Origin of the sequence: Actinoplanes flavus, from assembly GCF_017592555.1 — a bacterium.
GTDB lineage: Bacteria > Actinomycetota > Actinomycetes > Mycobacteriales > Micromonosporaceae > Actinoplanes > Actinoplanes flavus.
This window is the reverse complement of record NZ_JAGFNS010000033.1, coordinates 1-25,063: the sequence shown is the minus strand read 5'-3', so window position 1 is coordinate 25,063 and position 25,063 is coordinate 1. Positions and strand designations below refer to the sequence as shown.

General features: G+C 72.3%; 23 protein-coding genes. 12 read left to right on the top strand and 11 right to left on the bottom strand.

Translation table 11 applies throughout. The features are described from left to right. The first annotated feature begins 17 nt into the window (after positions 1-17). Positions 18-482, top strand: a complete 465-nt coding sequence (locus J5X75_RS36165; protein WP_208472109.1) for a hypothetical protein — start codon at positions 18-20, stop codon at positions 480-482. 44 nt (positions 483-526) lie between these two features. Here J5X75_RS36165 and nhaA read toward each other — a convergent pair whose 3' ends face one another. Both nhaA and J5X75_RS36155 read right to left on the bottom strand, forming a co-directional pair. Then, a complete protein-coding gene (gene nhaA, locus J5X75_RS36160) occupies positions 527-1,807 on the bottom strand; it encodes a Na+/H+ antiporter NhaA (RefSeq protein WP_208472108.1) in 1,281 nt (426 codons plus the stop codon). A gap of 90 nt (positions 1,808-1,897) precedes the next feature. Then, positions 1,898-3,106, bottom strand: coding sequence for a globin domain-containing protein (locus J5X75_RS36155; protein WP_208472107.1), 1,209 nt, complete (start codon positions 3,104-3,106; stop codon positions 1,898-1,900). A 354-nt stretch (positions 3,107-3,460) separates the two neighbouring features. Here J5X75_RS36155 and J5X75_RS36150 point away from each other — a divergent pair, with 354 nt between their 5' ends. The 3 genes from J5X75_RS36150 (at position 3,461) to J5X75_RS36140 (ending at position 6,951) form a co-directional block, all read left to right on the top strand. Continuing rightward, entirely contained in the window at positions 3,461-5,146 is a 1,686-nt protein-coding gene (locus tag J5X75_RS36150) for a glycosyl hydrolase family 18 protein (RefSeq protein ID WP_208472106.1), read from the top strand. A 141-nt stretch (positions 5,147-5,287) separates the two neighbouring features. Then, a complete protein-coding gene (locus J5X75_RS36145; RefSeq protein ID WP_208472105.1) occupies positions 5,288-5,842 on the top strand; it encodes an RNA polymerase sigma factor in 555 nt (184 codons plus the stop codon). Further along, positions 5,839-6,951 (top strand): CU044_5270 family protein, encoded by a 1,113-nt coding sequence (locus J5X75_RS36140; RefSeq protein WP_208472104.1) that lies wholly within the window; start codon positions 5,839-5,841, stop codon positions 6,949-6,951. Before J5X75_RS36145 ends, J5X75_RS36140 begins: the two co-directional genes overlap by 4 nt. Before the next feature lies 1 nt (position 6,952). Here J5X75_RS36140 and murJ read toward each other — a convergent pair whose 3' ends face one another. The 3 genes from murJ to J5X75_RS36125 form a co-directional block, all read right to left on the bottom strand. Next, positions 6,953-8,503: a murein biosynthesis integral membrane protein MurJ gene (gene murJ / locus J5X75_RS36135; RefSeq protein ID WP_208472176.1), complete on the bottom strand. Its 1,551-nt coding sequence runs from the start codon at positions 8,501-8,503 to the stop codon at positions 6,953-6,955. A gap of 35 nt (positions 8,504-8,538) precedes the next feature. Continuing rightward, complete coding sequence (locus tag J5X75_RS36130) at positions 8,539-10,920, bottom strand: PAS domain-containing hybrid sensor histidine kinase/response regulator (RefSeq protein WP_238490568.1); 2,382 nt, start codon at positions 10,918-10,920, stop codon at positions 8,539-8,541. Positions 10,921-11,083: 163 nt separating this feature from the next. Next, entirely contained in the window at positions 11,084-11,923 is an 840-nt protein-coding gene (locus J5X75_RS36125; protein WP_208472102.1) for a hypothetical protein, read from the bottom strand. 61 nt (positions 11,924-11,984) lie between these two features. On the opposite strand from J5X75_RS36125, the gene J5X75_RS36120 reads away from it, so the two are divergent. The 3 genes from J5X75_RS36120 to J5X75_RS36110 all read left to right on the top strand — a co-directional run bounded on the left by J5X75_RS36120 (position 11,985) and on the right by J5X75_RS36110 (position 14,315). Further along, positions 11,985-13,127, top strand: a complete 1,143-nt coding sequence (locus J5X75_RS36120) for an aromatic ring-hydroxylating oxygenase subunit alpha (protein ID WP_208472101.1) — start codon at positions 11,985-11,987, stop codon at positions 13,125-13,127. 39 nt (positions 13,128-13,166) lie between these two features. Then, on the top strand, positions 13,167-13,664 hold the full coding sequence (locus J5X75_RS36115; protein ID WP_372451007.1) for a peptidase M23: 498 nt from the start codon (positions 13,167-13,169) through the stop codon (positions 13,662-13,664). 273 nt (positions 13,665-13,937) lie between these two features. Next, on the top strand, positions 13,938-14,315 hold the full coding sequence (locus J5X75_RS36110; RefSeq protein WP_208472099.1) for a DUF2750 domain-containing protein: 378 nt from the start codon (positions 13,938-13,940) through the stop codon (positions 14,313-14,315). 1 nt (position 14,316) lies between these two features. Here J5X75_RS36110 and J5X75_RS36105 read toward each other — a convergent pair whose 3' ends face one another. Together J5X75_RS36105 and J5X75_RS36100 are read right to left on the bottom strand one after the other, a co-directional pair. Continuing rightward, a complete protein-coding gene (locus tag J5X75_RS36105; RefSeq protein ID WP_372451005.1) occupies positions 14,317-15,462 on the bottom strand; it encodes an RCC1 domain-containing protein in 1,146 nt (381 codons plus the stop codon). A 417-nt stretch (positions 15,463-15,879) separates the two neighbouring features. Next, a complete protein-coding gene (locus tag J5X75_RS36100) occupies positions 15,880-16,890 on the bottom strand; it encodes a LacI family DNA-binding transcriptional regulator (RefSeq protein WP_307798486.1) in 1,011 nt (336 codons plus the stop codon). Positions 16,891-16,999: 109 nt separating this feature from the next. Here J5X75_RS36100 and J5X75_RS36095 point away from each other — a divergent pair, with 109 nt between their 5' ends. Beyond that, positions 17,000-17,149: a hypothetical protein gene (locus J5X75_RS36095; RefSeq protein ID WP_208472097.1), complete on the top strand. Its 150-nt coding sequence runs from the start codon at positions 17,000-17,002 to the stop codon at positions 17,147-17,149. Positions 17,150-17,325: 176 nt separating this feature from the next. Here J5X75_RS36095 and J5X75_RS36090 read toward each other — a convergent pair whose 3' ends face one another. Both J5X75_RS36090 and J5X75_RS36085 read right to left on the bottom strand, forming a co-directional pair. Further along, positions 17,326-18,216, bottom strand: coding sequence for an NAD(P)/FAD-dependent oxidoreductase (locus J5X75_RS36090; protein ID WP_208472096.1), 891 nt, complete (start codon positions 18,214-18,216; stop codon positions 17,326-17,328). A gap of 7 nt (positions 18,217-18,223) precedes the next feature. Then, a complete protein-coding gene (locus tag J5X75_RS36085) occupies positions 18,224-18,673 on the bottom strand; it encodes a PadR family transcriptional regulator (protein WP_208472095.1) in 450 nt (149 codons plus the stop codon). A gap of 143 nt (positions 18,674-18,816) precedes the next feature. On the opposite strand from J5X75_RS36085, the gene J5X75_RS36080 reads away from it, so the two are divergent. The 4 genes from J5X75_RS36080 (at position 18,817) to J5X75_RS36065 (ending at position 23,614) form a co-directional block, all read left to right on the top strand. Beyond that, positions 18,817-19,338 carry a PadR family transcriptional regulator gene (locus tag J5X75_RS36080; RefSeq protein WP_208472094.1) on the top strand — a complete coding sequence of 174 codons (522 nt, stop codon included), beginning with the start codon at positions 18,817-18,819 and terminating at the stop codon, positions 19,336-19,338. A gap of 20 nt (positions 19,339-19,358) precedes the next feature. Next, positions 19,359-20,033, top strand: a complete 675-nt coding sequence (locus J5X75_RS36075) for an ABC transporter ATP-binding protein (protein WP_208472093.1) — start codon at positions 19,359-19,361, stop codon at positions 20,031-20,033. Next, on the top strand, positions 20,030-22,261 hold the full coding sequence (locus tag J5X75_RS36070; RefSeq protein ID WP_208472092.1) for an FtsX-like permease family protein: 2,232 nt from the start codon (positions 20,030-20,032) through the stop codon (positions 22,259-22,261). Before J5X75_RS36075 ends, J5X75_RS36070 begins: the two co-directional genes overlap by 4 nt. Positions 22,262-22,348: 87 nt before the next feature. Further along, positions 22,349-23,614 (top strand): MFS transporter, encoded by a 1,266-nt coding sequence (locus J5X75_RS36065; RefSeq protein ID WP_208472091.1) that lies wholly within the window; start codon positions 22,349-22,351, stop codon positions 23,612-23,614. Positions 23,615-23,803: 189 nt separating this feature from the next. On the opposite strand, the gene J5X75_RS36060 is transcribed toward J5X75_RS36065, so the two are convergent. After that, a complete protein-coding gene (locus J5X75_RS36060; RefSeq protein WP_208472090.1) occupies positions 23,804-24,550 on the bottom strand; it encodes a DUF4259 domain-containing protein in 747 nt (248 codons plus the stop codon). A 416-nt stretch (positions 24,551-24,966) separates the two neighbouring features. Beyond that, on the bottom strand, positions 24,967-25,063 hold a 97-nt coding region (locus J5X75_RS36055), incomplete at its 5' end, for a transposase (RefSeq protein ID WP_208467988.1).

The window sequence follows — 25,063 nt, the reverse complement described above, 5'->3', positions numbered from 1 at the left end:
CGCTTAGCCTGGGAGGCATGTCGTACGTCGCCGCCCGGGACGGACGCAAGAACCGCAGCGTCACGAGCCGGGCTCCCGCTGTCCCTGACCGCATCGACGACCTGCACGGCAGCAGCCTCGGGGTGCTGGAGGTGCCGCACCACATGGCCTGCGGGCACGCCAGCCGTCGCCGCTACGACCTGGACGACCCGGTCCAGTTGCGGCACGCCTACGAGAAGGTGCTGTGCGAGGCCTCCGAGTGCACCGAGGTCCAGGATCTGATCAATCCGATGATGCTGCGCCGCGTGTGGCGCGACCTGCATCTGCCGTCGCGGGTGCGGGAGGCGTGGGAGTCCCGGCATCCGGGCCTGCGCCGGACCGTCAACCGCCGTATCGCCGCCGACGAGGTGGTCGCCACCCGCGGCGGATCCACCCGGCCGCCCAACGCCGGGTTCGCCCGCCGGGGCCGGACGCCGGTCAACCGGACCGTCATCGCCCGCTGACGATCGCCGGCTCAGGGTCGATCCGGCCCTGAGCCGGCGGTCGTTCAGTGCTGGTAGACGTCCGGGATGTCGTCGCCGTCGGAGTCGACGCGCTCTTCCTCCTGGAGGCGGCGGTAGGTGTGGTTGCGCACCCGCAGCAGCAGCCCGGCCACCAGGGCCGCCGCCAGCGACCCCACCAGCACGGCGATCTTGGCGTAGCCGTCGCGGACGCTGCCGGCGCCGAACGCCAGCTCCGCGATCAGCAGCGAGACGGTGAAGCCGATGCCGGCGAGCACGGCCAGGCCGACCATGTCGATCACGGCCAGGCCGGCGCCGATCCGGGCCCGGGTGAACCGGGCGGTCAGCCAGGTGGCGCCGAGGATGCCGATCGGCTTGCCGGCGAGCAGGCCCACCATGATGCCGATCGCGGCCGGATCGGACAGCGCCGAGCGCAGCCCGCCCAGCCCGCCGACGGTCACCCCGGCCGACATGAGCGCGAAGATCGGCACCGCGACACCGGCCGAGATGGGCCGGAACCGGTGCTCGAAACTCTCGGCCAGGCCGTGCCCGTCACCGCTGGTGGGGAGCACCGGGACGGCGAAGCCGAGCAGCACACCGGCGACGGTGGCGTGCACCCCGGAGGCGTGCACCAGCGCCCAGACGGCGAACGCCAGCGGCAGCAGCAGCCACCACACCCGGACGCGGCGCTGCACCAGCCAGGTGAACAGCGCGAGCGGCACCAGCGCGCCGAGCAGCGGGAGAACCGCCAGGTCGCTGGTGTAGAACACCGCGATGATCACGATGGCGAGCAGGTCGTCGACCACCGCGAGGGTGAGCAGGAAGGTGCGCATCGCGGTGGGCAGGCTGCGGCCGACGACGGCGAGCACGGCGAGCGCGAAGGCGATGTCGGTGGCGGTCGGGACGGCCCAGCCCTCGGTCGCGCCGCCCTGGTTGACGGCCAGGTAGAGGATCGCGGGCACGATCACCCCGCCGACGGCCGCGGCGACCGGCACCGCCGCCCGGCGCGGATCCCGCAGATCGCCGGCGACGAACTCGCGTTTGAGCTCCAGACCGGCGACGAAGAAGAAGATCGCCAGGAGGCCGTCGGCCGCCCAGGTCGCCAGGGTGAGGTCGAGGTGCAGGGCGTGCGGGCCGACGGTGAACCCGGTCAGCGTCTCGTACGAGGCGGACCACGGGGAGTTCGCCCAGATCAGGGCGAGCAGCGCGCCGATCAGCAGCAGCACGCCGCCGACCGTCTCCTTGCGGAGCACGTCGGCGATGCGGCGGGTCTCGGCCCAGGATCCGCGGCCCAGCACGGACGGGGACGGACGGGAATCGTCGGGCACGGGGCCTCCCAATCGAGGGTCGGTGAATCTCCCCGCCGACCAGACTTCCCGGCACACCTCCGGACAGCCTAGCCGATCAGGCCGGCCGGCTCAGTCGGCGTCGGCCTGCCACAGGTCGGGGCCGAACACCTCGTATTGGATGTCGCGGGGCGGGACGCCGCGGTCGATCAGCGCGCTGCGGATCGACTGGAGGAACGGCAGCGGCCCGCACAGGTAGTGGACGGCGCCCTCGGGCAGTTCGGCCTGGTCCAGGTCCATGGCGCCGGAGAAGGCGCCGGCCACCGGCAGGTCGGTGTGCCGGTCCTGCTCGTACCAGACGTAGAGGGACGACTTGGGCAGCCGGGCCAGGTCCTCGGTGATCTGCCGGCGCAGCGCGAAGCTGGACTCGGCGGCGTCGGCGTGCAGCATCGTGACGTGCAGGTGCGAGCCGGCGGCGACCAGGTGGGACAGCATCCCGGCCATCGGCGTGACCCCGATGCCGGCGCTGGCGAACACGACCGGCCGTCCGGAGTCGTCCAGCACCACGTCGCCGTACGGAACGCTCATGGTCAGTTCGTCGCCGACCTGGATCGTGTCGTGCAGCAGGTTGGAGACCTCACCGTCGGGTTTGCCGCCGCCGTGCACCCGCTTCACCGCGAAGTAGCGGTGCTCGCCGTCGTCGGCGCGGGTGAGGCTGAACTGCCGGGGCTGGCGTACGCCGTCCGGCATCGGCGCGAGGAGGGTGATGTACTGGCCCGGCAGGGACGTCTTGACCGGCCGGTCGTCGACGCGCCGCATCACGAACGAGACGACGTCGTCGGTCTCCGGCTCCTTGGCGGCGACCCGCCACTGCCGCCACACCCGTTCCGGGGTGACGCCGCGAGCGCTGTAGAGGCCGCGTTCCTGGTGGATCAGCGCGTACGCCATCAGCCAGTACACCTCGTCCCAGGCGGCCGCGACGTCCGGCGTGACGGCGTCGCCGAGCACGTCGCCGATGGCCCACAGGAGGTGCTCGCGGACGACGTCGTACTGGTCGGGCCGGATGCCGAGCGAGGCGTGCTTGTGCGCGATCCGGGTGAGCAGCCGTTCCGGGATCCGCGGCGGCACGGACAGCAGCCTGGTGGCGAAGACGGCGACCGATCCGGCCAGCGCCTTGGACTGCGAGCCCTCGGCCTGGTTGCCGCGGTTGAACATCCCGTCCTGGAACTCCGGGTGCGCGGCGAACATGTGCGCGTAGAACCGCCTGGCGATCTCCCCGATGTGGTCGGCGACGACCGGCAGCGTGGCCTGGATGATCGGCCGCGACCTGTCCGACAACACGATGTCACCCCCTTTCGTCGTTGATCCGAGCCTAATCACGGGCCGTCGCGCCGGTGGGCGAAACGGTCGCGGCCCGGCTGGCGTGGTCCGGCATCTTCTCCCAGTGCGCTGCCACCGACCCGGGTTTCCGACATCCCGCCTGGAGCGCGCGACTCGTCGGGCAGGATCTCCGCTGAGGCCGGGTCGAACCGCGACGACAGGCGCGCTATTCCCACATCGCACAGACGGCCACCGGCGCCTCGCCGCGCCTGATCAAGTCTGACCATTTCGGCCTTCACCTGCGCAAACGCCTGTTCGAACGGTCGACGCGCACACCAATCCGCAGCTTTGTACCACTGGTAAGGAGATCTGTTCATGAGGAGATCCCGAATTCGTGGCGGCCTGGCCGCTGCCGCAGTCGCCGTCCTGACGGCCACGATGCTGATCCCGACGAGCGGCGCGTCGGCGGCGGACGGTCTCGCCGCAACGTGGAAGTCGACGGGCGACTGGGGGTCCGGTCACCAGGCGGAGGTCACGGTCACCAATGGGACGTCCACGGCGGTGCCCACCTGGAAGATCGAGTTCGATCTGCCGGCGACCACCTCCATCAGTTCGTTCTGGGACGCCGACGTCACCCACACCGGGTCGCACTACACGGCCGTCAAGAAGGAGTGGGCGGGCCCGCTGGAACCCGGACAGTCGTTCGTCTGGGGTTACGTCGGCACGGGTGCCTACACCGCACCGGAGAACTGCATGATCAACGGCGTGACGTGTGCCGGCGGACCGCCGACGACCGTGCCACCGACGACCGTGCCACCGACAACGGCGCCTCCCACCACCGCACCGCCCACCACGGCGCCACCGACAACCACCGCACCACCGACAACCACCGCGCCACCGACAACCACGGCACCGCCCGCCACGACGGCGCCACCGACCGGTGACATGATCCTGTTGGGCTACTTCCCCAGTTGGGGCGTGTACGCCCGGAATTACCACGTCAAGAACGTCCACAGCAGCGGTTCGGCCGACAAGCTGACGCACATCAACTACGCCTTCGGAAACGTCCAGAACGGACAGTGCGTCCTCGGGGACCCGTACGCCGACAACGACAAGTTCTACGACGCGAACGCGAGCGTGGACGGCGTCGCGGACAGCTGGGACACCGGCGCCCTGCGCGGCAACTTCGGTCAGCTGCGCCGTCTCAAGAAGATGCACCCGGACCTGAAGATCCTCTTCTCGTTCGGCGGCTGGACCTGGTCGGGCGGCTTCGGTGAGGCGGCCAAGGACGCGGAGAAGTTCGCCGACTCCTGCTACAAGGTGGTCGAGGATCCCCGGTGGGCGGACGTGTTCGACGGGATCGACATCGACTGGGAGTACCCGAACGCGTGCGGCCTCGACTGTGACACCAGCGGGCCCGAAGCTCTGACCACCCTGCTGACGGCGGTGCGCAACCGGTTCGGCACGGACAACCTCGTCACCGCGGCCGTCACCGCGGACGCGTCGAGCGACGGCAAGCTCGAGAAGAGCGACTACGTGAGCGCCGCGAAGAAGGTCGACTGGTTCAACGTCATGTCGTACGACTACTTCGGCGCCTGGGACCCGGACGGCCCGACCGCGCCGAACGCCCCGCTGTACCCGTACGACGGGATCCCGATCACCGGCTTCAACGCCGACGAGGCCATCCAGAAGTATCTCGACAAGGGGGTCCCCGCCGACAAACTGCTGCTCGGCATCGGCTTCTACGGCCGCGGCTGGCAGGGCGTCACCCAGGCGACGCCGGGCGGAACGGCCACGGCGGCCGCTCCGGGCACCTACGAGCAGGGCGTCGAAGACTACAAGGTGCTCAAGACGCGCTGCCCGGTCACCGACACCATCGCCGGAACCGCGTACGCCCACTGCGGCAACCAGTGGTGGAGCTACGACACCCCGGACACCGTGCGGGGGAAGATGTCGTACGCCAACGATAAGAACCTGGGGGGAAGCTTCTTCTGGGAGCTGACCGGTGACACGCCCGACGGCGAGCTGATCAACGCCATGTCGTCCGGCCTCGGCGGGTGACACGATCGCGGCGGCCCGTGGCGAACCGCGGGGCGACGGGCCGCCGCGCCTACCGCATGTGCTCCTCAGAAAGGCTGTAAGGATTCGGCTCCCCGGCGCATTACCAGGTGACAGGACCCCTTCCCTAAGGACGGCCCATCAGTGGCAGACCCTGAGAATGCGCAGGAGTTCACCGCGCTGTATGCCGAGCACCACCCCCGCGTGTACGCGTACGCGGTCGCCCGCGCCGGGCGGCCGCTCGCCGACGAGATCGTGGCCGACACGTTCCTCGTGGCGTGGCGGCGGTTCGACCGGATGCCGGACGGCGCGGCGCTGCCGTGGCTGCTCGGCGTGGCGCGCAACGTGATCCGCGAGCGCTACCGCGACGAGGAACGGCAGCGCGCCGTCGCCGCCGAGATGCTGGCGTGGGCGGACGACACCCCCGACGTCGCCGACGGCGTCGCCGAACGCTCGGCGATCCTGGCGGCGCTCGCCCGGCTCTCCGAGAACGACCGGGAGGTGCTGACCCTCACCGCCTGGGACGGGCTGTCCGCCCGTGCGGCGGCCCGGGTCGTGAACTGCTCGACCGCGACGTTCCTCGTACGCCTGCACCGTGCCCGCACCCGCCTCGAGCGTGCCGTCGCGGCCGCGGGCGAACCGACCACCCCCCAGCCGGCGCTCGTCAAGCCGGTCGTCATCAAGGAGCCGAGCCGATGAGCAAGCAGACCGACGTCATGAAGACCCTCGCCGACGCCCGGCCGGCCCGGCTGGACCCGTCCGGAACGCCGCCGCTGTCCTTCGCCCCGCACGCCGTGCCGGTGGCCGCGGCCCGTCCCCGCCAGTTCCGGGCCGCCGCGCTGATCCCGGCCGGGGCGCTGGCCGCCGCCGCGGTCGCCGCCGTGGCCGTCGTCGTGGTGAACGGCGACGCGGCGCCCGTACCCCCGGAATCCGGGTCCTCGGTCCAGGCGACCGGCCGGCTGACCGGGTCGCAGATCCTGCTGGCCGCCGCCGAGCGCAGCGGCAAGGAGGCCCCCGGCTCCGGGAGGTACCTGCTGTTCCGGCACGAGAACGGGTCGGTGCTCACGGTCGGCTCCGGCGCCGCGACCTTCCGGATGACGGCGAAGTCGTCGTCCGAGACCTGGCTGGCCCGCGCGGGTGACGAGCCCACCCGGGTGGTCTCCCAGCCGCTCGGCCTGACCCCGCTGACACCCGCCGACGAGGCCGCCTGGCGGGCCGCCGGCTCCCCCGCGACGGTGTCGGTCGGCAAGCCGCTGCCGAACGGCGAGGTGGGGCCGGGGTCACCGGTCGCCACCGGCGCCGGCCCGCGGACGGTGTCGACGAGCGACGCGGACGTGTACGCCTTCCTGCCCGTCCGCGATCTGGAGAAGCTGCCGACCGAGCCGGCCGCGCTGCGGGCCGCGCTGCTGAAGCAGTTTGACGGCGGTGGTGGCGACATGCCGACCGACCGCGACCAGTGGCTGCTGAACGTCGCCTCCGGCCTGATCACCGAGGTCCCGGTCAGCGGGCCGGTCCGGGCGGCGGCCTTCCGCCTGATCGCCGACCTGCCCGGCACCCGCTCGCTGGGGGTGGTGGCCGACCAGCACGGCCGTACCGGTGAGGGCTTCGCGTTCACCGCGCAGAGCGCGTTCACCGGCGCGATCGAGCGCCGCTTCATCATCGACACCGCCACCGGGCGCGCCCTCGGCCAGGAGTCCCGGGTGGAGAAGCCGGGCGGCACGACCTCGCGGCTGCGGCCCGGCGACCTCGTCGGCTACAGCGTCGTGCTGGAGCAGACCACCACCGACGCGGCGCCGCCGAAGAAGTAGATCACCAGGTCCGCAGGCCCGGCAGCGCCGTGTTCAGCAGGTGCCGCAGCTCGGCGAGACGCATCAGCCGTCCGGCGAGCAGGTAGCCGGCGCCGCCGGCGGCCGCCGCACCCAGCAGGGTGACCAGGGCGCCCGTCCAGGAGGCCGGGCCGGTGAACCAGACGACCAGGCCGGCGCATCCCGCGCCGGCCGCGGTCGCCACGAAGACCCGCAGATGGGTACGGACGAGGCGCCGCCCGTCGATGTGGCCGAGCCGCCGGCGCAGCACGAGGGCGGTCACGGTGAGGCCGGACAGGTAGGCGACCGCGTACGCCACCGGGATGCCGACGACGATGTCCCGCTTCGGCAGCAGCGCCCCGGCGGCGGCGCATCCGGCCACCCCGACCGCGGCGACCAGCACCGTGATCAGCGCCGACGTGCGGGTGTCCTGGAGGGCGTACAGGCCCCGCTGGAGGATCATGTAGCTGGTGAACGGCACCAGGGTGAGCCCGAACGCGGTCAGCACCAGGCCGAGCACCCGGACCGTCGCCGGATCGCTGTTGCCGTGGTCGAACAGCACCACCGCGATGGTCGGGCCGAGCAGCACGAAGGCGGCCGCGATCGGCGCCATCACCACCAGGGCGGTACGCACCGCCCGGGACAGGCCGACGGTGACCCGCTGGTGTTCGCCGCGGGCCGCGTACTCGCTGAGCCGGGGCAGCATGGCGGTCATCACCGACACCGCGACGACCGCGAACGGAACCAGGTAGACGGCGCTCGCGTTCTGGAAGGCGGTGATGCCGCCCGCGCCGCCCCAGGACGCGGCCCGGGTCGCCGCCGCGGTGAGCGTCTGCGAGGCGACGACCGCCACCAGCACCCACACGCCGAGCCGGCCGATCCGCCGGATGGCGATGCCGCGCGGGTCCAGGTGCAGCCGGATCGGGAAGCCGCTGCGGCGCAGCGCCCACACCACCAGCAGCGCCTGCGCGAACACCCCGGCCGTCGTGCCGACCGCGAGCAGCAGCAGTTCCCCGGTGCTCGGATCGGTGCCGGTGGTGCCGCCGATCGCCAGGTAGACCAGCCCCACCGCGATGACGATGACGCTGTTCACCAGGGGCGCCCACGCTCCGGCGGCGAACCGGCCGCGGATGTTGAGGATGGCGCCGGTGGTCGCGCTGACGCCGTAGAAGAGGATCTGCGGCAGGAAGAACCGGCTGAACACGACGGCCAGGTCCCGCTGGTCGCTGGTGAAACCGGGGGCGTACAGGTCGATCAGCAGCGGCGCGGCGACCACGGCCAGGACGGTGACCGCGCCGAGCAGGTAGACGATCAGCGACAGCAGCCGCTGGGCGTACAGCACCCCGCCGTCGGGTTCGCGCAGCGCCGCCCGGGTGAGCAGCGGCACCACGATGCTGGCCATGGTGCCGCCGACGATCAGCTCGTAGACGGCGTTCGGCACCGTGTTGGCCAGGTTGTACGTGTCGAGCAACCGGCCGCCCAGCCCCAGCGCGGCGGCGAGCACCAGGATCCGCAGGAACCCGGCGACCCGCGAGGCGAGGGTGGCGACGGCCATCCGCTGCCCGGCGCGCCCGATCGAAGATCCGTCTGTCACGTGACGTGCATACCGGTTTCCCTGCCCTCGGAGCGAATCGGGCCGCCGCGCAGGGTGCGCAGCAGATCGGCGATGGCGAACGGCTTCTCCAGCAGCGGGCTGGCCGCGGAGCCGACGGGCACGACGTCGAGCAGCGGTTCGGCATATCCGGACATGTAGATCACCCGGATGTCCGGGATCAGGTCGGCCACCCGCTGGGCCAGCTCACCGCCGTGCATCCTCGGCATGATCACGTCGGTGAGCAGCACGTCGATCTCGTCGCGGTGCCGGTGCGCCAGGGTCAGGGCGGCCGGGCCGTCGGGGGCGGTCAGGACGCGGTAGCCGTGGCGGGTCAGCGCCCGGGCGGTGGACTCCCGGATGCCCTCCTCGTCGTCGGCGAGCAGGACGACGTGGCGCCGCCCCGGCTCGCCGTCGTCCGGGCCGCCGTCGTCCGGGATGAGCTCGTCCACCGTGTCGGTGAGCGCCTCGTCGGTGGCCGGCAGCAGGACCGTCATGGTGGTGCCGACGCCGGGACGTGACGTCACGGCCAGGCTGCCGCCGGCCTGGCCCACGATGCCGTGGACGGCGGCCAGCCCGAGTCCCGTACCGGGGCTCTTGTTCTTGGTGGTGAAGAACGGCTCGAAGACGCGCGCCGCCACCTCGGCGGACATGCCGACGCCGGTGTCGGTGACCCGCAGGCGCAGGTAGCGGCGCCCGGTCTCGGGTGGCGGCTGATAGCCGGGGTCGTCACCGTCGAAGCGGAGGTTGTCGGCCTCGATGACCACCGGGCCGCCGCCGGGCATCGCGTCCCGGGCGTTGACCGCCAGGTTGACCAGCAACTGGTCGAGCTGCCCGGGATCGAGCAGGACCGGCCACAACCCCGGTACGGCGGTCAGCCGCAGTTCGTGGTCCTCACCGACCGCGGTCCGCAGCGACGGCAGCAGCCGGTCCAGGACGGCACCGGGTTCCAGCACCTGGGGCCGGCTGAGATCCCGCCGGCTGAAGGTGAGCAGCCGCTGGGTGAGCGCCGCGCCGCGCTGGGCGGCCTGCCGGATCCGGTCGAGGTCGTCGGCGAACGGCTGCCACTGCCCCGGGTCGGTCCGGGCCAGGTCGCTGATCTCGTCCCCGAGCAGCTCGGTGTAGTTGGAGATGACGGCGAGCAGGTTGTTGAAGTCGTGGGCGACACCGCCGGCCAGCTGTCCGAGGGCCTCCAGCCGCTGGGTCCGCTGGATCACCTGCTCGGCCCGCTGCCGCTGCACCTGTTCGACGAGGTGGGCCCGCTCCTGTTCGGCGGCCACCCGCTCGGTGATGTCACGGCCGGCGACCAGCAGCATGTGCTCGCCGGCGCTGTCGAACCGGCTCACCGTGCTCTCGGTGGGCACCAGGGTCCCGTCGGCGCGGACGATGTCGACGTAGACCACGGTCGACGGCACCGCCGACTCGAACAGCCCGGTCACCATCCGGGCGACGCGCTCCCGCTCGTAGCCGGGCAGGAGCCGGTCGTAGGGCTCGTTCAGCAGCTCCTCGCGGGAGTAGCCGAGCAGCCGCTCGGTGCCCCGGTTGGCCATCACGATCCGGCCGTCGAGCGAGACCCCGGTGATCGCCTCCGGCACCGCCTCGAGCAGCGCCCGCAGCTTGTCCTCGGCCCGGTGCTGCTCGGTCAGATCACGGGTCGCCGCGATCAGCAGCGGCCCGCCGGGTTCCTCCCGCCAGCTCAGCGTCGTCTCGCCGGGCAGCACGGTGCCGTCCCGGCGCCGCAGCCGGGTCGTCAGCGTCCGGGTGCGGTCGCGCAGTCCGGGATCGTCGAACAGGCGCTCACACAGCTCGACCATGCCGGCGCGGACCTCCTCGGCGAACAGCGTCTCGGCCGGCCGGCCGGTCAGCTCCTCCGGCGGGTAGCCCAGCAGCCGTTCGCAGGACCGGTTGGCGAACATGATGCGCCCGCCGCGGTCGACGCCGACGATCGCGTCCGGCGTGGCCTCCAGCAGCGCCGTCATCCGGGCTTCCGACCGGATCTCGTCGGTCAGCTCGTGGGCGACGCTGACCACGCCGCGGACCGATCCGTCGGTGCCCTCGATCGGCGCGAACGACATCCGGACCGGTACGCGGGTGCCGTCCTTGCGCAGCCGCACGGTCCGCAGTTGCGCCGTGGGGATGCCCCGGAGCGCCTTCTGGAAGACCTGCCAGTCACGCTCGGCGACGTCGGCCGGGTACATCATCGTCACCGGCCGGCGTCGCGCCTCGTCGCAGCGGTAGCCGTAGATCCGTTCGGCCGCCGGATTCCAGGCGGTGATCCGCCCCTGCGTGTCGCAGCCGATGATGGCGTCCGCGGTGGAGCTCACCACTGACGACAGGAAGCCCTCGTCATGCCTCTTCCCAGTTCGTTTCCTGCCCTGCATGACCATGAGGATCACCGTCCGTAGCGCGATCTCCGCTGGATCACGGACGCCCGCCCGGTCGCGCCGCGACGGGTGGCGTTCCCAGTCTCCATCAGCCCAATCCCACCGGCGGTCGTTTCGCGGGAAACGTCCGTGCCGTGGCCGGCCGTCGCCCGGCTCGGCCTCACCCCGGCGGAACGAGAGCCTCGCTGAACGGTCCGGGCACCACCGGGATCTCGAGGGTGGTGGCGCCGGACCGCACCGCGATGACGTGCACGTGCTGGTAGCGCTCGTGCGGGCGGGCCCAGAGGTGGTCGATCCGGGCCCGCGGCAGGATGGTGCGGGCCAGGGAGAGATCGTCGCGGGACTGGGTGAACCAGTCCCGGCGGTGGAGGATCTGCCACTCGTGGTCGTCGCCGACGACGATCGAGGCGGGCATGACCACCAGCCGCATCCGGTGGCGCAGGTGCTGGCGGTAGGAGACGTTGAGCAGCCGCATCCCCGGTTCCCGGTCGATCAGCCGCCGGTAGGCGGTGAGCAGCCCGATGTCCTCGGGGCCGACGTGCGGATCGGCACGGTACGGGTCGGCCGCCCCGGACCGGCCGGCCGGCAGGTACGCCTCGCGGAGCACCCGGATCAGGTCGCGGACCGCGCCGCCGGCCGAGCCGTTGTACGGGATGGTCAGCGCCGGCCCGTCCAGCGTGTGGATCGTCAGCCGGCCGTCGAGCAGGCGCACACTGTCCCGGACGGCGGCGATCCGGTCCAGCGGGATGACGGCGGTGCCGTAGCTGTCCTCGCGCCGGATGAGAACGGTGAGGACCTCGTCGCCGACCGCGATCACGTAGTCGTACAGATGCATGTGGGGGTCGGCGTTGCGGCGCTCGATGTCGCGCGGCACTTTCAGGACCAGCCGGTGGGCTCGCGGATCGAGGCCGGAGTCCCGGTAGAGGCGGGGCAGGCCGTCGACGTCGGTGACCTCGTCGATCCAGGGGCCGAAGGCGTCGAACTCCGCGGTGCTGCGCATGGTGATCAGCAAATCAGACGCCTCTTGTACGGCGGCATCGGGCGGCCCTAACGTTCGGATCATGACCAATGTCGATGGGCGGGACGTCAAGGACATCGGATCCGGGTACGACGTCGATCCGGGACTGTCGATGTCACTGCGGGCCGCGGCGTACTGGGAACCGCGGTGGCTGGATCTGGAGCAACGAGCCGTCTTCGGCCGCACCTGGCAGTGGGTCTGCCACGTGGAGCGGCTGCGGGCGCCGGGCAGTTACGTGGCGGCCACGGTGGCCGGAATGCCGGTGGCCGTGGTCCGGGACTCCGGCGGCGCCCTGCGCGCCTTCTACAACGTGTGCAAGCACCGGGCCCACGAGCTGCTGTCCGGCTCGGGCGTCACGAAGAGCATCGTCTGCCCGTACCATGCCTGGGTCTATGACCTGGACGGGAGCCTGCGCCGGGCCCGCAAGACCGACCGGATGCGGGATTTCGATCCCGGCGATATCCGCCTGGACCGGATCCGGGCCGAGGAGTTCGGCGGTTTCGTCTACGTCAACCTGGATCCGGACGCCGTGCCGCTGGCCGAGCAGGCGCCGGATCTGGCCGCCGAGATCGCCCGGTGGGCGCCGGACGTCGCGTCGCTGACGTTCGCGAAGCGGCTCACCTACGACATCCGGTCGAACTGGAAGAACGTCATCGACAACTTCCTGGAGTGCTACCACTGTCATGTCGCGCACCGCGAGTTCGTGGCGCTGGTCGACATGGACACCTACGAGGTGCGCACGCACGGCATCTGGTCCAGCCATTTCGCCGAGGCGGGCCGGGCCGGCAATCCGGCGTACGACGTGTCCGGCGCCTCGGTGACCCAGCACGCGGTGTGGTGGTTGTGGCCGAACACCTGCCTGCTGCGGTATCCGGGGCGTGGCAATTTCATGGTGTTGCAGGTGATTCCGGCCGGGCCGGACCGGACGCTCGAGACGTGGGACTTCTTCTTCGAGACGCCCGAACTGGACGGAGCCGAGGTCGAGGCGGTCCGCTACATCGACGAGGTGCTCCAGCAGCAGGACATCGCGATCGTGGAGAGCGTCCAGCGCGGCATGGCGACGCCCGCTTTCGATCAGGGACGGATCGTGTCCGACCCGGCGGCGCCCGGCCTCTCCGAGCACGGCGTGCACCACTTCCACGGGCTGCTTCTCCAGGCGTACGAGGATCACGTGCACCGGCGGTGAGGGCCACGATCGTCTTCGATACCCTTCCCCGTCGTGCGCATGTTGTTCGTGACCGCGGTCGCCGTGATCGCCGCCTTTCTGATCAGCCCCCTGGTACGCGCCGACGAGAATTGCGTCCCCTCCCCCACACCGTCGGCGATCGGCCGGTGGACCGACGAGCAACTCGCCAACGCGCGCCTCATCGTCGCCATCGGCAGCGAGCGGCGGATGCCGGAGAAAGCGCTGGTCATCGCGGTGGCGACCGCGTTGCAGGAGTCCCGGCTGCGCAACCTGCCGGGCGGCGACCGTGACTCGATCGGCCTGTTCCAGCAGCGACCCAGCCAGGGGTGGGGCACGCCCCGGCAGCTCACCGACCCGGCGTACCAGACCGGGAAGTTCTACGACCGCCTGCTCACCGTCGACGGCTGGCAGAAGATGCGGCTCACCGAGGCGGCCCAGGCGGTGCAGGTGTCGGCGTTCCCGGAGGCCTACGCGAAACACACGAAGACCGCGACCCAGCTGGTGGGCGCGCTGGGCGGTCCGGCGTCCTGTCACTGAGGTTCCTTCCGGTACGCGCGACGCCGTCCCGTTCCTTTCCGGGCGGTTCCGCCGTGCCGCGCGAGCTCGCTGCCTGCTCCGGCCTCTGCCGCGCCCGCCGGGCTGAGCTCGGTGGCCGGCCTCGTCACAGCGGCCGCACCGTTTCCGGTCCGCTGGAACAGCTCCGGCCGGCGGCTTCCCGGGCGGGCCCTCCCGCCGCTCCCGGGATCGGTGCGGGCCGCGCGGCCGATAGCATCGCCACCGAGGACGTACGAGGCGAAAATCGGAGATCACGTGGCATCGGATGACATCTCACGCCGTGAGGCGGAGCGCCTGCGCGGGCTGGACGAGACGGACCGGGTGGCCCGGACGTTCGAGGCCATCGCCGACCGCGGCGCCCTGTGGGTGTGGGGCGACGAGGGTGACGTCCTGTTCACCGAGGACGCCCGGCGGCGCAACCTGCTGCCGATCTGGCCGTACGCGACGGTCGCCCGGCTGGAGAACGAGGGCGAGGTCGACGGCGAGCACGCCATCCGCATCCCGGCCGACGTGTTCCTACGCGAGTGGCTGCCGCAGCTGGAGGAGGACGACGCCGACATCGCGGTCTTCCCGGTAGAGGAGCGGAACGCGGCGGTGCTGACGCTCGCCGAGTTCCGCTCCCGGTTGCGCTGACCTACAGCGTCACCTGCGCCGGGCTGGTCCGCGGCGTGGTGGTGCCGTCGCCGAGCTGACCGGAGCCGTTGCCGCCCCAGCACCACAGGCTGTCGTCGGTACGCACCCCGCACCCGTGGTAGTTGACGGCGACGTCGCTGCTCCAGGTGACGGCGGTGCCGACCCGCACGGGCGCGGACCGGTGCGTGGTGGTGCCGTCGCCCAGCTGGCCGTTCGCGTTGTTGCCCCAGCACCACAGGCTGCCGTCGGTGCGGGTGGCGCAGGCGGAACTGTCACCGGCGGCGACCCGTGCCCAGGTGGTGCCGGTGCCGACCCGCGCCGGGGTGGTCTGGTAGCTGCCGGTGTTGCCGAGCTGGCCGTACCCGTTCTCGCCCCAGCACCACAGCGTCCCGCCGGTACGGGTCCCGCAGGTGAAGCCGAACCCGGCGGTCACCCCGTTCCAGCTGGTCTCGGTGCCGACCCGCTCCGGGGTGGTGCGGTAGCTGAGGACGCCGATGCCGAGCTGGCCGGTGGTGCCGTCGCCCCAGCACCACAGGCTGCCGTCGGTGCGGGTGGCGCAGCTGTGGCCGTACCCGGCGGTGACGGTCGCCCAGGTGGTGGCGGTGCCGACCTGCACCGGGGCGGTCTCGTAGTAGTTGCTTCCGGTGCCGAGCTGGCCGAGCCGGTTGAAGCCCCAGCACCAGAGGGTGCCGTCGGTCCGGACGCCGCACGTGTGGCTGTCGCCGGCGCTGACCGTGCTCCAGGCGGCGGCGCCGACCCGTACCGGGGTGGCGCGGCTGGTGGTCGTCCCGTCGCCGAGCTGGCCGCGCAGGTTGTTGCCCCAGCACCAGAGGCCGCCGTCGGCGCGAAGGCCGCAGTTGAACGAGGGTCCGGCGTCGATCGCCGTCCAGTCGGTGGCGGTGCCGACGCGTACCGGGGTGGTGCGGGCCGTGGTGGTGCCGTCGCCGAGCTGGCCGCGCCCGTTGCCGCCCCAGCACCACAGGCTGCCGTCGGCCGGGACGGCGCAGGTGTGCGAGTAACCGGTGGCGACTGCTGCGTTCCCGGCGGCGTCCGCCGCGGCGGGTCCGGCCGTCGCACCGAGTGCCGTCATGACGGCCAGGGCGGCGGTCAGGATGCCGGTTCTCCAGGGGCGCCGATGTTCACGCATGTGACGTCTCCTCACTCTGGGAGCGCTCCCACAGCGCCCCATGAGTTCATATCATCGACACACGACGATGACTAGACCGTTACACCCACAACCGTTGCGCGCGCCGGATCGCGCTCTCCCCACGACCCCTCACGCCGAGCCGCCGGAGTCCTCGCACTCGGGCCCCTCCGGGACCCCTCACGCCGAGCCGCCGGGATCTTCGCTTTCAAGCTCCTCCGGGACGGCTCAGGCCGAGCCGCCGGGATCTTCGCTTTCAAGCCCCTCCGGGACGCCTCAGGCCGAGCCGCCGGGATCTTCGCTTTCAAGCCCCTCCGGGACGCCTCAGGCCGAGCCGCCGGGATCTTCGCATTCGGTCCCCTCCGGGACCTCTCACGCCGAGCCGCCGGAGCCTTCGCTTTCAGGCCTGTCCGGGACGCCTCAGGCCGAGCCGCGGATCAGCAGCCGGGTCGGGGCCACCACGGTGGGCGGGGTGTCGCCGGCCAGCAGCCGTTCGGCCTGGGCCACGGCCAGCTCGCCCATCCCCCGCTTGTCGATGCCGACCGTGGTCAGCGGCGGGTCGAGCAGCTCGCCGAAACTGAGGCCGTCGAAGCCGATCAGCGCGATGTCGCCGGGCATGGCCAGGCCGAGGCGGCGCGCGGTGCGGTGCGCGCCCATCGCGACCATGTCGTTGAAGGCCATCACCGCGGTGATGTCGGGGCGGATCTCGCGCAGCCGGGCGAGACCGGCCTCCCCGCCGGCCTGGGACTGCTCGACCTGGACGATCGCGTCCGCGGCGAGGCGAGCGCCGTGCGCGGCGGCCGCGGCCAGGAGAACGTCCCGCCGGTCCGGGTCACTCGCGGCCGGGCAGTCGATCATGCCGATCCGGCGGTGCCCCCGGGCGATCAGGTGGTCCACGGCCGCCTCCACTCCGGCGCGCACGTCCACCTCGACCGCGCTGAACGCCGGATGCCGGGCGGGCCGGTTGATGACCACCAGCGGCAGGCCCTCCACCGCTTCGGCGATCACGTCTTCCTCCTGGAACAGGTAGCCGATCAGGGCGTCGACCTGCCCGGCGAGCGAGCGCAACAGCTCCGGCTCGCGACCCGGGTCGTCCTGCGTCGTGCTGATCAGCACCTTCCAGCCGCGCTGCTCGGCGGCGCTGATCACCCCGGCGATCAGCTCGGGGAAGAACGGGTTCACCACATCGGCGACGATCAGCCCGATGGTGGTCGTGTCCGGCCGGACCAGCCCGCGGGCGTGACGCGACGGCCGGTACCGCAGCCGCTGGACCACGTCGAGCACCCGGCGGCGGGTCTCGGGGTCGATCTCACCCTTGCCGTTGATCGCCCGGGACACGGTCTGGTGCGACACCCCGGCGATCCGGGCCACGTCACGCAGGGTGACTCGGCGGCTGGTCTGAGGCGAAACGCCCCGGCTGTCGTCTTTCACGGTGACCGCATCGTATCCCGCATCCACGGTCCAGGGAATGTGCGTGCCGATGTGGCCCGTTACCGTTAACGTGAACGGTAACGGGATCGATGAGGGAGGATCAATGGACATGTCCGCGGTAGTGATGAGCATCCAGATCGCACGGCGCGACGTCGGTTCGGCGCTGCCCGACGCCCCGGTGCTGCCACATCGGCCCCGCCGCGCCCCGTTCCGGTCGGCGGCCCGCCACCTCAGGCGCCTGCTGCGCGGAACCGGATGACGCGACCCGTTCCGGCCGCCGGCCCACCGCCACAAGCGCTACCGCGCGGAACCGGATGACGCGACCCGTTCCGGCCGCCGGCCCACCGCCACAAGCGCTACCGCGCGGAACCGGAATGACGCGACCCGTTCCGGCCGAGGGCCGCCACCGGCCGCGGCTCCGCTTCGAGGGATCGGTCAGCCGAGAAGGGCTTGGGCCACGGCGCGGCCGGAGAGCCAGGCGGTCTGGACCCGCGGGCGGCCGAAGGCATCGCCGCAGAGCCAGACACGGCCGTCGACCGCGTACCGTGCGTCGACGGCCTCCGGCTGGGCGTAGGCCCACCGGTGGGTGTGCACCGACGGCCGGGCGGAGAGGCCGAGCAGCTCGGCGACCGCGGCGGCGAGGATCGGGCCCGCGCTGTCCGGATGGTCCCGGTACCGGTTGGCCAGCGCGGCCGTCGAGTGCGCCACCAGGACCGGCGCGCCGTCGCCACGCCGGTCCCCGTCGTCACATACGGTGGCAAGCAGTGGGTGGTCGTTCACGAAAGCGCCACGCAGGTCGCCCCACTCCCGGGCCGGGTAGGTGAGGACGGCCGCGATCACCGGCTTCCAGATCTGTGCCCGCGCCGCATCGGCGATCGCCGCCGGCGGTGACAGGCGCAGCGCCTGCGGACCGGGCATGGCCAGCACAACCGTGTCCGCGTCCGCCGGAACCGTGTCCAGATCGGTCGACAACCGCAGGTCGAGGCCGGTGGCCAGATCGGTGGCGAGCGAGCGCAGTCCGCCGGGCGCCGCCCACCGTACCGGCCCGGTGGCCCACTCCCCGCCGGGGTGGACGCGGAGGGCGTCGGTCCACGGACGGGCGAGGCCGCGGGTCCGCCACGCGTCGACCTGGGCGGCGAAGTCCGGGTCGTCGGCGACCAGATAGGCGGCGCCGATGTCCACGAACCGGTCGTCGTAGCGCCGGCTGGCCAACCGGCCGCCGGGCACCGGGCTCCGCTCGACGACGCGGACCCGGGCGCCGCCGTCGGTCAGCGCCCGCGCGCAGGACAGCCCGGCGATGCCGGCGCCCACGACGACGACGTCCACGGCCGCGTCACTGCTCCGCGAGCAGGCGATAGCGGGCCTGGCGGGCGCTCTTCACGATGGCGACGGCCTGATCGACGGCTTCCGGGGAGGCGATGGCGGACACCTGCTGGGCGGCGGCCCGCAGCTGATGCATCTCGGTCCGCAGCTGGGAGTGCTCCGGGGGATCGGCCGGGAAACCGGCCCCGAACGCGTCGACCCGTCGTTGCGCCGCCCGTTCCCGGCCGTCGGTCTCGCTGCTGCTGACGAGACCGGTGTCCTGGAACATTTGCAACAGCGGGCAGATCGAGCCGGGGCTGGGCCGCCAACTGCCGCCACTGAACCGCTCCAGCCGGTCCATCAGCTCGTAACCATGGGCTGGACCGTCGAGCAGCGCGGTGAGCACCAGATCGGGCACCATGCCCCGGCGCATCCGGCCGCCCTCGCCGCCGAATCCGCGCAGGCGTCCGTGCAGTCCCATGGTCGTCGCGCCGCCTCACCCGCCGATGTATCGCGACATTATCCCAACTCCCGCCTCGTCGTGGCACCTGGCCGGAACAGCGGGCCGACACCCGCCCGCCTCACTATGCACCCGGTTTATACATCGCGTGTATAGTGGCCCGCATGTCAGTCGGTTTCGCCCTGCTGGGGCTCCTGGAGAACGGCCCACGCCACGGATACGACCTGAAACGCTCCTATGACGAGGCGTTCGGCCGGGACCGTGCACTGCACTTCGGCCAGGTCTATTCGACGATGGCGCGCCTGCTGAAGAACGGCCTCGTCGAAGTGGAGTCCGAGCCGGGCGACGGGCCGGAGCGCAAGAAGTATGCGATCACCGACGCCGGGATCACCGACGTCGCCGACTGGCTCTCCCGGCCTGAGAAGCCCGAGCCGTATCTGCAGAGCACCCTCTACACGAAGGTCGTGCTGGCCCTGATGACCGGCCGCGACGCCACCGAGGTGCTGGACGCCCAGCGCGCCGAGCACCTCCGGCTGATGCGGGTGCTCACCCGGCGCAAGAACGAGGGCGACCTGGCCGACGAGCTGATCTGCGACCACGCCCTGTTCCACCTGGAGGCCGATCTCCGCTGGCTGGAGCTGACCGCCGCCCGCCTGGACCGTCTCGCCGCCCGGGTCCGCCCGTGACCGCCACTGTGGAGAGAGGCATGCCCCTGCTCACCGCCGACGACGTCCACCTGAGCTTCGGTGAGACCACCGCGCTGCGCGGCGCTTCCCTGCATGTGTATGCCGGTGAGGTCCTCGCCCTGATGGGCCCGTCCGGCTCCGGCAAGTCGACGCTGCTGCACTGCCTCGCCGGCATCCTGACGCCCGGCGCGGGCAGCATCCGCTACGGCGACCGCGACCTGGCGCGGATGTCCGACGCGGAGCGCAGCACACTGCGGCGCGGCGAGTTCGGGTTCGTGTTCCAGTTCGGGCAGCTGGTGCCGGAGCTGACCTGCCTGGAGAACGTGGCTCTTCCCCTGCGGCTGGCCGGCGCCGGCCGGCGGGACGCACAGCGGAGCGCCGCCACGTGGCTGGAGCGGCTGGAGGTCGCCGACCTGGCCGGGAAACGCCCCGGGCAGGTGTCCGGTGGTCAGGGTCAGCGGGTCGCGGTGGCCCGGGCACTGGTCACCGAGCCCGCGGTGATCTTCGCGGACGAGCCGACCGGCGCACTGGACTCGCTCAACGGCGAGCTGGTGATGAAGCTGTTCATCGCGGCGGCCCGGGACACCGGGGCCGCCGTCGTGCTGGTCACGCACGAGCCGCGGGTGGCCGCCTACTCCGACCGTGAGGCCGTCGTGCGTGACGGCCGGGTTCGTGAGCAGGAGCCGGCCCGGTGAGGGCCCGCAACTGGTTCTTCGAGCTCGCTCTCGGCGTCCGCATGAGTGTCGCCGGAGGCCGGGCCGGGTGGTTCCGTCTCGGCCTGATCGCGATCGGGGTCGGCCTGGGAGTGGCGGTGCTGCTCGGCGCGGCCACCGTGCCGGCTGCCATGGCCGCGAGCAACGCACGCACCGACGCCCGCGCCATCGACGGCTACCAAGACCTGCCGCGCGCCGACGACACCATGCTCACCAGCCATTTCGGCACCCGATTCGAGGGTTGGTCGATCAGCGGCGAGTTGTTGCAGCCGGAGGGCTCGCACCCGCCCGTGCCGCCCGGGGTGTCGTCGATCCCCGGTCCGGGCCGGATGGTGGTCTCCCCCGCGCTCGCCCGGCTGCTGGACGATCCGGCGAACGCTCTGCTGCGTGACCGCTGGGACGCCGAGGTGGTCGGGGTGATCGGTGCGGAGGGCCTGTCCGGTCCGGCCGAGCTCTTCTTCTACCTGGGCACCGACACGCTGTCCGCAGAGCACGACGGCCGGATCCGCGAGTTCGGCACCCCCGGCGCGATCGTGCGCGACCCGGTTCCGATCTTCGTGCTGTTGACCCTGGTCGGCATGGTGGTGCTGCTGATCCCGGTGATGGTGTTCATGGCCGCCGCCGTCCGTTTCGGCGACGAGGCCCGGGACCGCCGGCTGGCCGCGCTGCGGCTGGTCGGCGCCGACGCCGCGACCACCCGCCGGATCGCCGCCGGGGAGACCCTGGCCGGTGCCGTGCTGGGCCTGCTGATCGGCGCCGCCCTGTGGGTGGGCGAGATCCTGCTGGCCCACCGGTTCGGCACCGGCGCCCTCTCCTTCTACCTGTCCGACCTGCGCCCGGTGCCGTCGCTGGCGATCACGATCGTGATCGCGGTGCCGGTCGTGGCCGTCGCGGTGACGCTGTCGGCGATGCGCCGGGTCGTCGTGGAGCCGCTCGGCGTGACCCGGATGAGCACCCCGGTCCGTCGCCGCCTGTGGTGGCGGCTCCTCCTGCCGACCATCGGGTCGATCCTGCTGTGGCCGCTCTACGGGGGCATCGACGAGGGCTCGTCCGGCTACGAGATCCAGGTCGTCGCCGGGATGGCCGCGCTGCTGACCGGCATCGCGCTGCTGCTGCCGTGGCAGGTGGAGGCGGTCGTGGGGCGGCTCGGGGCCGGCGGGCCCCCGGCGTGGCAGCTGGCCGTGCGCCGCCTCCAGTTCGACAGCGGCACCGCGATCCGCGCCGTCTCCGGCATCGCCGTCTCGGTGGCCGGGGTGATCGCCATGCAGGGCATCGTGACCGGGATCGAATCGCTCTACACCCGAAGTTCGGCAAGCGCACCGATTCGGTACGGCGTCGCCATCCTGCCCGGCACCACCCTGCCCGACCGCACCTGGACGGCGGCGCTCGACGCCACCCCGGGCGTCCGCGAGTACCGGCCACTGCGGATCGTCCGCCTCGACGGGGCCACGCTGCGGATCGGCGACTGTGCCCTGCTGAGCCAGCTGGCCAAGGTGGGCGAGTGCCGCGACGGCGACGTGTTCGCGCTGGACGGGGCCGTCGCCGGGACGACCTACCGGCTGGGTGACACGTCCTGGACGTCGCCGGCCACCACCCGGGCGGTGTCGCGGGCCGAGCCGGAGCCCACCTCCGGCGAGACGCTGCTGATCACCCCGGGCGCGATGGCCGGCGTCGCCGTCCAGCCGGACGACACCAACTTCTACGTGGCCCTCGATCCCGGTGTGCCGCGGGCCATGGAGCATCTGCGCAACAGCACCGCGCGGCTGGACCTTCAGGCGTACCTGTACTCGTACGGCAACGACACGGTTCGCGACGCGCTGGCCGGGATGCGGGACGCCCTGCTCGCCGGTGCGATCGTCCTGCTCGTCCTGATCGGCGCCAGCATGGTCGTGAACGTGGTCGAGCAGCTGCGCGACCGACGCCGGGTGCTGGCGGTCCTGGTCGCCTTCGGCACCCGCCGACGCACGCTCGGCGGTTCGGTGCTCTTGCAGGTGGCCGTCCCCGTCGTACTGGGCATGGTGTTGGCCGTGGCCGTCGGCAGCGCGCTGGCCGGCATCCTGATGGTCGCCGTCGGCGCGCCGCTGACCGTCGACTGGTTCGGCATCGGCGCCACCTCCGGCATCGCCGCCCTGGTGGTCCTGGGCACGACGGCCGCCGGACTGCCGATCCTGTGGCGGCTCACCCGCCCAGGAAACCTGCGCAGCGAATAGGGGGCTACCATCGCGGCATGACCTCGACGCCGCCGTAGGAACGGGCCACTCCCCCGGTTCCGTCGCTTCGTTCGAGGAGTCTCCCTCATGCCCCGCGCCGTCGGCGTGGGAGGTTACCGTGCCGTCCTCGGCCTGCCGTTCGCGCTGCGCACCTTCGTGCCCGCGATCGGCGGGCGGCTGGCCTACGGCGTCCTCCCGCTCGCCATCCTGTTCACCGTCCAGCAGGCCACCAGCTCGTATGCCGTCGCCGGTCTCGCGGCCGCCGGCTTCGGCATCGCCGCCGTCACCCTGCCCGTCAAGACCCGCCTCGCCGAACGGCACGGCCAGCACGCCGTCCTGCCGCCGCTCGCGCTGGTGTGCGCCGTCGCCCTGGCCGTCGCCTCCGTGGTGCGCGACCCGGCCGTACTCGTCGTGGTGATCACGTTGGCCGGCTTCGCCGCGCCGCCGCTCGGTCCGTCGATGCGGGCGAGCTGGCGCCGGCTCACCGCGGGGACCTCTCTCAAACCGCGGGCGTACGGGCTGGACGCCGTCGTCGAGGAGACGCTGTACCTGGTCGGGCCGCTTGTCGCCGGCCTGCTCGTGGCGGCCGGCCCGGCCCACCGGGCACTGCTGCTCAGCGCGTTCCTGCTGCTCGCCGGCACTCTCGGCATGGCCACCGCGCCACCGGCCCGGCATCGGGAGCCAGCGGCCCCGGGCAGGCTGTTCGACCCCGGCCCGCTGCGGTCACCGGGGGTGCGCGGGTTGCTCGCCGCGATCCTGGGGGTGGGCGCCGGAACGAGTGTGGCGTACACCTGCATCGCCGCCACCGCCCAGAATCACGGCCGTCCCGGCGCCGCCGGCCTGCTGGAGGCGGCCCTCGCCGTGGGCAGCGTGATCGGGGGTCTGCTGTGGGCCCGCCGGGAACCCGGCCGTCACCCCCTGCGGCAGCTGGCGGCCCTGGCCGGAGTCCTGGCGGCCGGTCTGACCGCCGCCTCGGCGGCGCCCGGCCTGATCACGCTCGGTCTGGTGCTGTGCGCGACCGGGACGGCGCTGGCCCCGGTCTACGTGGTCGCCTATCTGGCCGCCGACGACCTGGCCGGTGAGGGCTCGGCCGCCGAGGCGGGCACCTGGGTGAACGTCGCCACCAACGCGGGCAGTTCGGCCGGCGCCGCGCTCGCCGGCATCATCGCCGAGTCCCACGGCCCGGGCCCCGGCTTCCTGACCGGCGCGACACTGCTGGCGGTGACCGCCACAGCGGTCACACTCGCCACCCAGCCCAAACGAGACCGGCGGGCCGTTGCCGACGGTAACCACCACAGCAGTCACACTCACCACCCCGCCCCACCGAAACCGGCGCGCCACTGCGGACGGTGACCACCGCAGCGGTCACCCTCACCACCAAGCCGCACCCAAGACCGGCACGCCACAGCCAGCGGCAACCACAACAGCGGTCACCCTCACCACCAAGCCGCACCCAAGACCGGCGCGACACTGCCAGCGATGACCACCATCGCGGTCCCGCTCATTGCCAGCGCGGAGGCTGCCCGGCGACGGCGGTCGCGCTCACCGCCCGGAACGGCCGAAGTCGGCGGGGACCCGTTCGGCCTTCGCTCTGAAGGCCCGGTCCAGGTAGTCGCCGTCGAGAAGGGCGGTGAGCTCGTCGTCCGGCCGGGTGTCGGCGGGCTCGCCGTCGAGGTCGCGACGCAGGACGTCGTCGAGGAGGGCGGCGGCCTCGGGCAGTTCGAAGTAGCGCAGCGCATCGATCGCCCGCCGGACCCGGAACGGCTCGTTGACCTCCAGGGCGAACCCGACGCCACCGCCCATCACCGAGTTGTGCACGCGCAGCAACGACGCGAGGTGTTCGATCCCCGGCGGTGTGCCGTCCGGGGCCTCGCCGTCTGCCCCGTAGTCTGCGGCGTCGTTCCAGATGTCGTCGAGTTCGTCGGTCACGTTGCCGCAGAGGGTGAGCACCTGCGTCAGCGCGGCGACCGTGTCGCGCCGATCCGGGTCCCGCGCCCACGGGCTGCCCGGTCCGGTGGCCGGGACGAGCGCGCCGAGCGCCGCATGGCCGAGCCCGGGCACGGCGGCGGGCAGCCGGGCGCCGCTCGCGGCCGGCTGGTCGAACTGCCTTCCACCGATCAGGGTGGCCGCGACGATCGCGGCGGCGGCCACGATCCGGTCCGGCTCGGTCGCCTCCCGGAACACCTGCTCCAGGGCCGCGGCCCGCTGCTCGGGCGGATGAGCGGCGATCTCCTCCAGGAGGGTGACGGCTTGCTCGTTGTCGAACGCGGCGGTCCCGATCGTGCCCATCCGCCGAAGCTACAAGATCAGGTCACCGGAAGCCGCGGCGGGCGGGCGGCGCACACCACCGGACTGCCCGGACAGCTGCTGATCTTGCTCAGCTGGCCACCAGAGCAGTCCCAGCACCGTTGAAGCAGCCCCCACAACCAGCCGAGTCGCGCCGGCTGGCCACCAGAGCAGTCCCAGCACCGTTGAAGCAGCCCCCACAACCAGCCGAGTCGTTCCGGCTGGCTACCGATCCGTCCCAGCACCGTTGGAACAGCCCCCACGACCAGCCGCGTGGTTCCGGCTGGCTGTGAGGGCTGTCCCGGACGCTTCGAGACAGCGCCCAGGACCAGCTCGGCCACCGGACGCCGGGACGCTGTCATCGGTTCAGCAGTTCATAAGGCGGGAACCCCGGCCGTTCACGGCCGGGAGGAACGCCGTCACCCACCTGGACGTTTCTGGTTTTCGATGTATTCGCGGACGACCGCGAGTGGTGCGCCGCCGCACGATCCGGCGAAGTATGACGGCGACCAGAGG